The organism is Micromonospora wenchangensis (assembly GCF_002210435.1).
Taxonomy (GTDB): Bacteria; Actinomycetota; Actinomycetes; order Mycobacteriales; family Micromonosporaceae; genus Micromonospora; species Micromonospora wenchangensis.
Genome location: NZ_MZMV01000020.1, coordinates 101,336 through 113,359 on the forward strand (window position 1 = coordinate 101,336; position 12,024 = coordinate 113,359).

The window sequence follows — 12,024 nt, forward strand, 5'->3', positions numbered from 1 at the left end:
CATGACCACGACGACCGGGCCGACCACCGATCGGCGTACCGCCGTGCACCGGCTGCTGCTGCGCCTCGCCGGGCAGGCCCCGGACGAGGTGGTCAGCGCGGCCCGCCAGTGGCTCGCGGCGGATCAGCTCGCCGAGGTGGCCCAGGCGGTGGCGTTCACCTGCCTGACCGCAGGGATCGGGCTCACCGCGTCCGAGCGGGTGCTGCTGGCCGGGGTCCTGGCCGACGCCGGTGCGGACGACGACGTGCTCGCCGGGCTGTCCACCGGCGACGCCCCGCCGGTGGCGTACGGGATGGCCCCGGTGGGCCCGCAGGTGCTGGCCGCTGCCGGTGGTCGGCTGCCGTACAGCATGGACCTGACCGTGGGTGGGGACGGTCCGGGCGGGCCCGACGACCTCGACCGGGCGGCCGTGGCCGCGGTGGCCGCCGCACCGGGGCCGGTGGGGCTCTGGCGGGCCTGGCGGTACCCGGCCCTGGACACGCGGTATCCCGCGCCGAAGCGGCTCTACCTCGTGCAGGGCCCGGAACCCGTCGTCCTCGCCGCCCGGACCGGGGCCGCCCTGGAGGCGGCAGGTGAACGGCATCCGCTGGTGGAGGCGTTCGGTGAACCGACGGAGCTGCCGGAGTACCAGCGGCGGGCGTTGGCCTACTCGGCGCTGCTGTGGGCGGACCGCCCCGCCGCCCCGCTGCGGACGGCCGCCCCGCCGGACCCCGCCGCCCCACCCGACACCCTCACCGACGACGAGGCGGAACGGGTCGTGGCCTACCTCGGCGCGGGTGTGCCGCTGCTGACCAGCCCGCACCGGTCGGCCGACGGCTTCGACCCGGCGTCGGCCGCCGACCAGGTGCCCACGGGCGTGCGGGGCGACGGGCGGTGGCTGTGGTCGGAGGCGGTCACCTACTACGCCGACCAGTACGGGTTCGCCCCCGAACCGGACCTGCTCGCGGCGATCCGGGCCGCCGACTACACCGCCCCGACCCTCGACACGGTGGCGGTGCACCGGTCGCTGTCGTACCTATTCGCGGCGATGTGCGACCCCGCCCGGACCGGGGTGAACCAGCACGGCGGACCCTCCGTTGTGGAGGCATGAGCGTGCCGTCGGCGATGCACCGGCTCCTGCTGCGGATCGCCGGGCAGGCCCCCGCCGCGCTGCTCGGCACCGCCCGCGCCCGGCTGGCCGACGGTGCGGTGAGCGAGGTGGCCCGGATGGTGGCCTTCGCCGCCGCCGCCCGGCAGATCCGGCTGACCGACCCCGACGTGCTGCTGCTCACCGGAGTGCTCACCGCCGCCGGTGCGCCCGACGACCTGCTCGCCGACCTGCCCCGCGCCGCGGCCGACCGCACCCCGCCCTACGTCTGGACGCCGGACCTGCCCACCGGCCCCACGCCGCCCGGTGGCAGCCACGCCGCCGGCCCGCCCGGATCGGCCGTCTCCGGCGTGGACGCCCACGCCGCGAACACCGCGCCCGATGGGGTGGACGGGGTCGACCGGGCCGCCGTCGACGCCCTCGTCGACGCCCTCGCCGGCGGGGAGGCGAAGCCGGTCGGGCTGTGGCGGGTCTGGCGACGGCCCGCCCCGGCGACGCCGTACCCGCCGGCCACCCGGGTCTACCTGGTGCAGGCCCGCGCCGGGGCGGTCGCGCTCACCGCGCGGATCCAGGCCGCCCTGGTGGCGGTGGGCGGGACCGACCCGCTGGTCGAGGTCTTCGGACACCTCGCCGGGCTGCCGGCGTACCACCGGCGCGCGCTGGAAGCAGCCGTCCTGCTCTGGGCCGCCCGACCGGCCAGGCGGGTACGCGTCGCGGCGACCTTCGACACCCTCGACGCGACCGGGAACCCGACCTTCGGCCCCGACCGGCCCCGACTGTCGACATCGGAGGCGAACCGGGTCGCCGGCTACCTCGCCGCCGGGGTCCCCCTCGTCACGAGTCCGGCCCGGGTGCCCGACGTGGTCACCCCGGGCCGCACGGTACCGGTGGACCTGCTCGGCGACGGCCGGTGGATCTGGTCCGCCGCCACCGGGCACTACCTCACCCGGTACCGGATCGCCCCGGACGACGGCCTGCTGGCGGCGGTCCGGGCGGCCGGCTACGCACCCCCCGACGTGGACGCGGTGGCGGTGCACCGGTGCCGGGCGGCGCTGGCCGAGGCCACCGGCGCGGTTCGACGGACGGCAGGCTGACCGGCGATGACCGACCCGCCCGACCCCGTACACGCTGCCCTCGTCGGTGCCGTGCTCGTCGTCCATACCGCCACGGAGCCGTCCGCCGCCCTGGCCGGGGTGGCCGCCCGGCTGCCGGCCGACCCGGACCGTACCGTGGTGCTCTGCTCGGCGACCGTGTCGGCCCGACCGGACCTGTTCGGTCTCCTGGCCGATCTGCTGCCCCGCCAGCTCGGCGGGTCGGCCGCCGGGTTCCGGCTGGTCCCGCTCGGCGGTTACGCCGACCCGGTGGCGGTGCCGGACTCGGCGGCCGGGCTCTGCACGGATCTCGGGATCGACGGGGCGGTGCCGCTGGACGCCCCGGCCGTGTCCACCCGGGGAGTGCCGTCGGCCCGCCGGTGGATCGCCGCCGACGGGGGGCCGGCCCGACCGGAGCAGCCGCCCGCCGCCTGGTGCCCGCCACCTGCCGGGCCGTCCCGGCCGGTCGGCGGCCCCGAGGGCTGGCTGGTCGCCCCGGTCGGGGACGGCTACACGTGGCTGCCCGCGACCTGGCCACCGCCGGCCGCCGGGCCGCGCCACCCCGAGCCTGCCGAACCCGCCCCGCCTGCCGTGCCCGCGCTGTCCGCCGAACCTGCCCTGCCCGGCCGGTCCGTCGGGCCCGTCCTGTCCGTCGCCGACACGGGGCGGCCGGAACGGACGGATGCCGGCGGTCCGGGTGCTCCAGGCGGGCCGCCGGCCGGTGACCGGGGCCGCCCGCCGGGACGACCGGTCCCCGGTGGCTGGTCCTTCCTGCCCGACCCCGCCGCTACGCCGCCCGGGACGCCGCTGGGGCGCGACGATCTCCCGGGCCCCGGACTGCGGGCTCCGGTGCCCCTCGACGTCTTCCTGGTCGAGGTGGCGCTCGGCGCGGGCGGCTTCCAGGTGGACGGCCGGCCGGTGCCACCCGGGGTGCTCGCCGGTCACCTGGCGGCCCTGCGGCACGACGGACGACCCGTGGTGCTCTGCGGGGACGCGCCGTACCCCGCCACGGCCGGGATGCTGTTCGGAGCCCTCGCCGACGCCCTCGGCGCTCCGGTCGTCGCCGGTGACGCCCGGGTGGAGGTCACCGCGACGGGGCTGCTGACCAGCACGGGCACGTTCCGCCGGTGGCGTCCCCGGCCGGCGGCCGGCACCGCCCGCACGGTGACCGACCTCGGTCCGGTGCTCCCCGCCCCGGCGTGCCTTCCCACCGCGCCGCCCACACCACCCGACGAACCCGCCACGACCGGTGCCGAGCCCGTCGTGACTGGTGTCGAGCCCGCCACGACCGGCACCGCGCCCGCCACGACCCGTGCCGAGCCCGTCGTGACCGCCGCCCGCGAGGCCGTGCCGCCGGACGGTGCCGGTGCGGCCCCGGACGCCCCGGGCGTGCTCCTGTCCGGCGTGGCCGCGTCGGCCGTCGACCCGGCGGCCGTGCCGGCGGACGGTGCGGACCGCTGGCAGCGGATCGCCGCTCCCCGGCTCGACCTGCTGCGGGTCGCGTCGCCGGAGGTGACCGGGGACGGCCCTCCGCCGGCCCCGGAGCCGACGGACACGCCCCCGCCCGCCCCGGAGGGCCCGACCCCCGGCCCGACCGCGCCGCCCGCCACAGCCCACGACGAACCGGCCCCCGCACCCGGCCGTCCGGATACTCCGGTCCGGCCGCCCGACGCGACCCCCGACCGACCGGAACCGGTGCCCGGCCCGGTGGCCGACGGCCCCGGCGCGCCGCCGGCCGCCGTCCCCGAACCGCGCCCGGCCCCGCCCGCCCCGACGCGGGTCCCGGTGACGTTCCGGCTGGACGGGAGTGCGCCCACCGCCGGGGACCGGACGGCGCTGCGGCGGATCCTCGCCGGCCGCTACGACTCGTACACGCAGGTGGTGACCCGGACCCTGGCAGAGGAACCGGGCCTGCGGGTGGCGGCGGTGAGCGCGCCGGACCTGCCGGCGGGCCTGGTCGCGGTCCGCGCCTACTGCACCGGGGAACGGGAGACGGTGAACCCGGTACTGCGGGGCGACGCCGCGCCGGCCGACGATCCGGCGGTGCTGGCCCGCTGGGTGGGCTACGGGCTGCGTCGCCTGCCGGTGGTCTTCGGACCGGTCTTCCGTGCCGCGGCCGTCGCACCGCCGGGCGGCTACCCGCCCGGCACGCTGCTGGTGGAGCCGGCCTTCCTCGACGTCGACCCGACGCCCGCGCCGGTGCCGGACGCCGGGGTGCGGTTCGTGATCTGGTCCGTCGGCGCGCGCCGGCTGGGCGGTCTCGGCACGACCGGCACCGGGGCCCGCACCACACCCACCGGCATCCACACCGGACCCCGCACCGACGGTACGGCGGTCTTCCCCGCCGGGACCTGCTTCCAGGTGCTGGCGGACGAGCCGGTGGGTGACCGCGAGCTGCGGCAGGTGTTCCTGCGGGAGTTGCCGGCCGGCCGGCCGACACAGGGCGGCGAGCAGACGCTGGAGCGGCTGCGGGCGGCCGTCGGGGCGGGGGACCCGGCAGGTGGCGGCACCCCGCCGCTGCCGGTGGGGGTAGGCGTCGACGGGGCGGGGCGGCTGTTCGCCCCGCCGTCGGGGTGACCGCCGGTGGCGGGGCGGCATGGAATCAACCAGACGAGAGGGTGGTGAGGGGTGAACAGCACCGTGATGGCGGTCTCCCAGACGGAGCAGGGATGCCCGCCGACGATCGCCGGTGCGTTGGCGGTCGCCCCGGCCGGTGCCACCGTCGTCGTCCAGCCGGGGGTGTACCGGGAACAGCTCCAGCTCGGTGGCGACGTGACGCTGATCGCCGAGGAGGGGCCGGGCACGGTCACCATCGACGGGGGCGACGGGGTGGTGCTGCACGTCGGCGCGGGCGAGGTGACGCTGCACGGGATCGAGCTGCTCGGCGGGGGCGGGCACATGCCGGCCGTCCAGGTCGGCGGCGGCCGGCTGGAACTCACCCGGTGCGGCGTACGGGCCGGTGGCGTGGTCGCGGTGCACGTGCCCCGGGGGGAGTTGACCATGCGGGACTGCCGGGTGGGCAACCCCGCCGGGGCGGGCCTGCTGTTCGAACGCGCCGGCACCGGCGAGGTCGTCCGCACCACCGTCGCCGGGATCGGCACCGTTGCGGTGGCCGTCACCGGCGGCGACCCGGTGCTGCGCGGCTGCACCATCACCGACGTACGCGGCAGCGGGCTGCTGTGCACCGGCGGCGGTCGGGGGCTGGTGGAGCAGTGCGTGGTCTCCGCCGTCGACGGCCCCGGCGTGGTGGTCGAGGACGGCACGCTCCGGCTGGTCGACACCCGGATCGTGGACACCGGTGGCATCCCGGTGCTGGTGACCGGGGGCAGCCCCGAGCTGACCGGCTGCGAGATCCGCACGGCGACCGGCCCGGCGGTGCTGGTCGACGGGGCCGCCGACCCGACGCTGCGCGACTGCGTCCTCGCCGTCGGGGGCGGGCACGGGCTGAGCGTCCAGGCGACCGCCACCGGCAGCTACCTCGGGTTGCGGATCGGGACGACGACCGGGGCGGCGGTGGTGGCCAGCGGCACGGCGGCGCCCCGGATCGAGGGTGGCACGTTGACCGCCACCGACGGGGTCGGTCTGCTCTTCGCCGACGCGGCGGCCGGCGACGTCCGGCGGGTGACGGTCGTCGGGTCCCCGGGCGGGCTGCTGGCCCGGGGCACCGCCCGCCCCGAGGTCGACGACCTGACCGTCACCGCGCCGGGCGGCGACGGGCTACGGGTCGCGGAGTCGGCCCGGCCGAGGGTCCGCCGGGGCGAGGTGACCGACGCCGGGTCGGCCGGCGTGCTGGTGACCGACGGGGAACTCAGCATGGAGGGGACGATCCTGCGCGGCTGCGCGACCGGTCTGGTGGTGACGGCCGGGCGGCTGCGGGCGACCGGGGTGGAGGTGCTCGACAGCCGGGGTGCGGGGCTGACCGTCCAGCGGGGGGCGACGGCGCAGCTACGGCGCAGCCGGGTGCGGGGCGGCGACGGACCGGGGGTGTGGTTCGCCGGGGAGTCGCAGGGCGAGGTGACCGGGTGCGAGGTGTCCGGCAACACCGGGCCGGGGGTGCTGGTGCAGACGCGCCGGCCGGTGCGGCTGGTCGAGACCGAACTGCGGGGCAACGCGGGCGGGCGGCTGCGTACCACGGTGGACGACGCCGCGGTGGAACTCGTCGGCACCGACGGCGACCCCGCACCCCTTGGCCCGACGGTGGACGGGGCGCACCGGCCGCCGCCGGCCGGCCGGCCCGACCCGGCCGGTCCGGCGCGGCCCGTCGACCCCGTCGCGCCGGTGCCGGCGACGCCGACGCCCGGCGACCCGCCCGCCGACGACCCGGCCGCGCCGCTGCTGACCGAGTTGGCGGCCCTGGTCGGCCTGGCCGGGGTGAAACGGGAGGTGGCGACCCTGGTCGGGTTGCACCGGATCAGCCGGCGGCGGGCCGCCGCCGGGCTGCCGGCCCCGCCCATGTCCCGGCACATGATCTTCGCGGGTGCGCCGGGCACCGGGAAGACCACCGTGGCCCGGCTCTACGGCCGCATCCTGGCCGCCCTCGGCGTGCTGCCCGGCGGGCAACTGGTCGAGGTGGCCCGCGCCGACCTGGTCGCCGAACACATCGGCGGCACGGCGGTGAAGACCACCGAACGGTTCACCGAGGCGATCGGCGGGGTGCTGTTCATCGACGAGGCGTACACCCTGGCCCCGGTGGACGGCGGCGGCTCGGGGCACGACTTCGGTCGGGAGGCGGTCGACACCCTGGTGAAGCTGATGGAGGACCACCGCGACGAGGTGGTGGTGATCGTCGCCGGCTACTCGGCGCAGATGCGCACCTTCCTCGCCGCGAACCCCGGCCTGGCCTCCCGGTTCTCCAAGACCGTCGAGTTCGAGAGCTACACCTCCCCGGAGCTGGTGCAGATCGTCGAGCGGCTGTGCCGCGACCACCACTACGCCCTGGAGTACGACACCCGGCTCGCCCTGGAGTCGTGGTTCGAGTCGATGCCGCGCACGGCCTCGTTCGGCAACGCCCGGGTGGCCCGGCAGACCTTCGAGGAGATGGTCAGCCGGCAGGCGTTCCGGCTGTCCGGCAGCGGCGCCGCCACCGGGGTGGAGCTGGCCCAGTTGCTGCCGCAGGACCTCGACGAGGCGGCGGCCGGCCCGGCCGACGACGAGCCGCCCGCCGGTGCGGTGGACGCGCTGCTGGCCCGGCTGCACGCCATGATCGGCCTGGACGCGGTGAAGCAGGAGGTGGCCGACCTGATCGACCTGCTGGCCGCCGTACGGACCCGGGTGCGGGCCGGCCTGCCCGCGCCGTCGGTCTCCCGGCACCTGGTCTTCTCCGGGCCACCGGGCACCGGCAAGACCACTGTCGCCCGCCTCTACGGGCAGCTGCTGACCGCGCTGGGGGTGCTGCGCGGCGGCCAACTCGTCGAGGTGGCCCGCGCCGACCTGGTCGGCGAGTACGTCGGGCACACCGCGCACCGCACCCGGGAGGCGTTCGAACGGGCCCGGGGCGGGGTGCTGTTCATCGACGAGGCGTACACGCTGGCACCACCCGACGCCCGCAACGACTTCGGCCGGGAGGCGATCGACACGCTGGTCAAGCTGATGGAGGACCACCGCGACGAGGTGGTGGTGATCGTCGCCGGCTACGAGGCGGAGATCGAGCAGTTCCTCGCCGCCAACGCCGGCCTGGCCTCCCGGTTCTCCCGCCGCGTCCACTTCGCCCCGTACACCGCCGACGAACTGGTCGCCATCTTCGAGGGGCTGGCCCGCGCGGGCGGGTACGACTGCCCCGGGGACACACTGACCGCGCTGCGCCAGCACTTCGAGCAGGCCCCGCACGGTCCGGCCTTCGGCAACGGCCGGTACGCCCGCCAGGTGCTCGACGAGGCGGTGACCCGGCAGGCGGGCCGGCTGCGCGGCCTGACCGGGCCGACCGTCGCGGACCTGCGTACCCTGCGGGCCGAGGACGTCACCGCCGCGGCGGCCCCGCATGGCTGACCGCCCCGGTGGCACCGTCTGGCGGCTGCGGCCGGTGGACCGTCCCCATCGGAGCCGGTTGCGCCGTCGGGCGACGGGCGGCATCAGCGACAGCGGGTCCGACGGTGCCCCGTATGCTCTCCTGGATCGACGTGGGACCGGAGGTACGGGCGCGCCCGCTCGGCCGGTCACGCGGACGGTGAGCGTGCTGGGGAGGCACCGGTTGGCAGGTCTTTCTCGCGGGCCGGACGCGGACGCGCCGGGCGGGGCCGGCATCGGGGTGGTGCCAGCCGCCGACGCATCGACCGTCGAGGCCGGGCCCCCGCCACCCGCCGCCGACCTGGCCCCCGACGCGCGGCTGCGGGAGCTGCACGCCGTGCACGCCGAGCCGCTGTTCCGGTTCCTGCTCCGGCTGGCGTCGGGGGAACGGCAACTCGCCGAGGACCTGCTCCAGGAGACGATGATGCGGGCCTGGCGCAGCATCGACAGCCTCGCCGCCGACCTGGAGACCCAACGGCGCTGGCTGTTCACCGTGGCCCGCCGGGTCGCCATCGACGTGGCGCGGGCCCGGCAGGCCCGGCCGACCGAGGTCGGCGCGCTGGATCTCAGCCGGATGCCGGCGACCGCCGACGTGGCCGAGCGGGTGGTGACGGCGCGGACCATCCGCGACGCCCTGCCGAAGATCAGCGTCGAGCACCGCCGGGTGGTGGAGGCCGTCTACTTCCGGGGGCTGTCCACCGCCGAGATCGCCGCGGAGTTCGGCATCGCCGAGGGCACCGTCAAGTCCCGTGCCCACTACGCCCTGCGCGCGTTGCGCGCCGTCATCGGGGAGGTCGACGGTGCGTGAGGCGTCCACCACGACCGCGATGGCATACGATTGCGGCGGCGGGGCCGCGAGGCGCTGCCTTCCCGAGCAGAGCTGACAGGCCATGACCGACCTCCGAAGCGACAGCGACGCCCCCGGTCCGATGGCCCACGCCCCTCTGGAGCAGTGCGCTCCCTACCTGTGGGGTGACCTCGACCCGCAGGACGAGTGGGAGTTCGAACGCCACCTCGGCACCTGCACGATCTGCCTCGACGAGTGCGACCGGCTGGGTCCGCTGGTGGGGGCGTTCTCCGGGCTCACCCCCGGTGAGATCGCCGACCTGCGCGCCGTCCCGGCCGCCGATTCCGCCCCCGTCGTCCCGGCCGCCGAGTCGGCCCCCGTCGTCCCGGCCCTCGGCGTCACGCCGCCCCCCGAGGCCCCACCGGCCGCCGAGTCGCTGCCGGCGACCGAACTCCCGCCGGCCCCCGAACTCCCGCCGTCCGTCGACGCCGCGTCGCGTCCGTCGGCGGCCCCAGCCGGTCCGTCGCCGTCGCGCCCGGTGCCGGCGGACCGGCCGCCCTCCCGGGGCGCGGACGGGCGGGGTCCGGCCGGCCGCGCACCCGACCGGGTCCGGCGGGGTCGACGGCGGTGGCTCGTCGCCGGCACGCTCGCCATGGTCGCGGCGGTGTCCCTGGGGGTCACGCTCGGGCAGCGGCAGCAGGTCGGTGTGCCCGACGCCCGACGGTCCACGGTCAACCCGGTCGCCGCCGGGGTGACGGTGGAGGGGGTCGGTGCCGCCACCCGGCTGTCCGTCACCGTCTCCGCCCGTACCGACGGCCCCGGGCCGGCCTCCGACGTGCGGGCCACCGTGCTCGGCCTGACGGCGGGGGTGCAGTACCGGCTCTACGCGGTCGCCGCCGACACCCGCACCTACCAGGTGGCACAGTGGACGGCGACGGCCGGGCCGCAGGAGGTCACCGGGCAGATCCCGGCCGCAGTCGACACGCTGGCGTTCTTCGCCGTCGCGGAGACCGACGGGACGGCACTGGTGTCGGCCCGGATCGGCCGCACCGCCGGCCCCCGCTAGACCTTCACCCGCGTCCACTTCTGGTTGGCCTCACCGGTGCACGTCCACAGTTGCAGGCCGGCACCGTTGGCGGTGGACCAGTCCCGGATGTCGACGCACCTGCCGATCGCCGAGTTGACCAGATCGCCGGAGCCGTTGATCCAGAACTTCTGCGCCCAGCCGCCGTTGCAGGTCGCCACCTGGATCCGGGTGCCGTCGGCGCTGGAGGCGTCCGCCAGGTCCATGCAGAGCGACCCCATCCGGATCGTGCCGTCGCCGCCGAACGTCCACTTCTGCCGGGCCGATCCGTTGCAGTCCCAGACCACCAGCTGCTGGCCGTCGGCGGCGCTGGGCGCGTACACGCAGTTCCCGCCGTACCCACGGATGCGGTAACCGGCGGCGGCCGCGGCCGGCGGCGCGGTGGTCGGGCGGGCGGCGGCCGGGGTGGACCGGGTGGCGACCGGGGCCGGCCTGGTCGCGGCGGCGCTCGGCCGTCCCGGGCCGGCCCCGGCGACGGTGGGGGCGGCGGGGGTGGGCAGGGCCAGCACCGGTCCCCGGGTGGTGTCCGACAGCGGGGGACGCGGCGACGGACGCCCACCGAGCCGGGGATCCTGGGCGTAGAAGGCGGCGTAGGCGAGGACCCGGCCGGCGTTCTCGTCCACCGTGTCCAGGTCGGGTGCGCCGCCGGCCTGCACCCCCGGGCCCCACTGGAAGGCGGCCAGCGCGAGCGGGTACGGGTCGGCGGTCAGCCCGCCCAGGTCGGTGGTGAGGGCGCACATCGTCCGGCCGAGCGTGGCGATCGCCGTGGCGGCGTCCCACGGTGACTGGCCGGCGGTCGCGTAGCGGCTCCACACGGTGGGCAGGAACTGGGCGATGCCCTGCGCGCCGTTGGGGCCGAGCAGGTTCGGGTTGAACCCGGACGCCGCCATGAGCTGACCGGCGATCTTCGCCGGGGTCACCGCCGGGCAGGTCCGGCCGGCGGCGAGGATCGCCGCCAGGTGTTCGTCGGGGATGGGGCGCGGCGCGCTGCCGGCGGGTGGCGCGGGCGGGGCGGGCGTCGGTGACGCGTCCGCCGCGTCCGGGTCGAAGTCGGGCTGCCGGGAGTACCACTCGGCGTAGCCGACGACGGTCCGCACGTACCCGGCCGCCGCCTCGGGGACGCCCCGGTCGGCCCGGACGGCGGACATCCCGGAGTGGTGTGCGGCGAGCGCGAGCTGCCAGGTGTCGCCGTCGATGTCGCCGTGCGACACCTGCCCGACGAGGTCGCACATGTGGTGGGCCAGCGCGACGATGTTCGCGGCGACGTCCAGCCGGGGCGCGTCGGGCCAGGGCAGCCACCGCTGCCAGAGCTCGTCGGTGAGGCCGGCCACGCCGGAGCCACCGTCGTCGGTGCGGGCGTCGGCCACGAACCCGGAGGCGGCCATGAGCTGACCGGCCAGCCGGGGCGCGGTGAGGGTGGGGCAGGAGAGTGCGGCCTGGGCGATCAGGGGCACCTGCTCGGCGGGGACCGGTTTGCCCTCCACGGTCTCGGCGGTGGCGGTGCCGAATCCGGTGCTGGCGGCGAAGCCGGCGAGGACGGCGAGCGCCAGCGCCATCAGCCCGGCGACGATCCGCGCCACGATCGGCGGGCCGGGTAGGCGGGACAGTCCCCGCCGGATGACACCGGTCAGTGGTGACAGCCGTTGCCGCACCCCACCGACGAGTCGTTCCAGCCGCTGGCGGTGGGACGTGGAGGTCAGTGGCACCGGTGCGCTCCTCGACAGGCTGTGGCTTCGACCTCTCAACGCACCGAGCCAGCCGAAGGTTCAGTCGGATCAGCGTGGAGTTTGCCGGGTGCCGGTGACCGGGGCGCTGCCGGGGTGGGTGGTCCGGGCCGGCGGCAGGTCGGCACGCCGCCGACCTGCCGGACGTTCACCGGATGACGAGGGTGTCGAGGTAACCGGTCAGGTTGCGGCGGATCTCGGTCACCGAGTCACCACCGAACTTCTCCACCGCGGCCTCGGCCAGGACC

General features: G+C 77.2%; 7 protein-coding genes. 6 read left to right on the forward strand and 1 reads right to left on the reverse strand.

The features are described 5' to 3' along the window. Window position 1: 1 nt before the first annotated feature. From B5D80_RS14275 to B5D80_RS14300, 6 genes are all read left to right on the forward strand, one after another. Window positions 2-1,090, forward strand: coding sequence for a hypothetical protein (locus B5D80_RS14275; protein WP_088644348.1), 1,089 nt, complete (start codon window positions 2-4; stop codon window positions 1,088-1,090). Continuing rightward, window positions 1,087-2,181 (forward strand): hypothetical protein, encoded by a 1,095-nt coding sequence (locus tag B5D80_RS14280; protein WP_088644349.1) that lies wholly within the window; start codon window positions 1,087-1,089, stop codon window positions 2,179-2,181. Before B5D80_RS14275 ends, B5D80_RS14280 begins: the two co-directional genes overlap by 4 nt. 6 nt (window positions 2,182-2,187) lie before the next feature. Beyond that, window positions 2,188-4,755, forward strand: coding sequence for a hypothetical protein (locus B5D80_RS14285; RefSeq protein ID WP_088644350.1), 2,568 nt, complete (start codon window positions 2,188-2,190; stop codon window positions 4,753-4,755). Window positions 4,756-4,806: 51 nt separating this feature from the next. Continuing rightward, on the forward strand, window positions 4,807-8,163 hold the full coding sequence (locus B5D80_RS34295) for an AAA family ATPase (protein WP_088644351.1): 3,357 nt from the start codon (window positions 4,807-4,809) through the stop codon (window positions 8,161-8,163). A gap of 202 nt (window positions 8,164-8,365) precedes the next feature. Continuing rightward, complete coding sequence (locus B5D80_RS14295; RefSeq protein WP_245854567.1) at window positions 8,366-8,989, forward strand: sigma-70 family RNA polymerase sigma factor; 624 nt, start codon at window positions 8,366-8,368, stop codon at window positions 8,987-8,989. 82 nt (window positions 8,990-9,071) lie between these two features. After that, window positions 9,072-10,034, forward strand: coding sequence for a hypothetical protein (locus B5D80_RS14300; protein ID WP_088644353.1), 963 nt, complete (start codon window positions 9,072-9,074; stop codon window positions 10,032-10,034). Here B5D80_RS14300 and B5D80_RS14305 read toward each other — a convergent pair. Further along, window positions 10,031-11,758 (reverse strand): ricin-type beta-trefoil lectin domain protein, encoded by a 1,728-nt coding sequence (locus tag B5D80_RS14305; RefSeq protein WP_088644354.1) that lies wholly within the window; start codon window positions 11,756-11,758, stop codon window positions 10,031-10,033. The genes B5D80_RS14300 and B5D80_RS14305 overlap by 4 nt on opposite strands. Window positions 11,759-12,024: the final 266 nt, after the last annotated feature.

Bases quoted from the DNA above. Each gene is read 5' to 3' on its own strand.
- B5D80_RS14300 (WP_088644353.1), top strand. From the start codon at position 9,072: ATGACCGACCTCCGAAGCGACAGCGACGCCCCCGGTCCGATGGCCCAC.
- B5D80_RS14285 (WP_088644350.1), top strand. From the start codon at position 2,188: ATGACCGACCCGCCCGACCCCGTACACGCTGCCCTCGTCGGTGCCGTG.
- B5D80_RS14280 (WP_088644349.1), top strand. From the start codon at position 1,087: ATGAGCGTGCCGTCGGCGATGCACCGGCTCCTGCTGCGGATCGCCGGG.
- B5D80_RS14275 (WP_088644348.1), top strand. From the start codon at position 2: ATGACCACGACGACCGGGCCGACCACCGATCGGCGTACCGCCGTGCAC.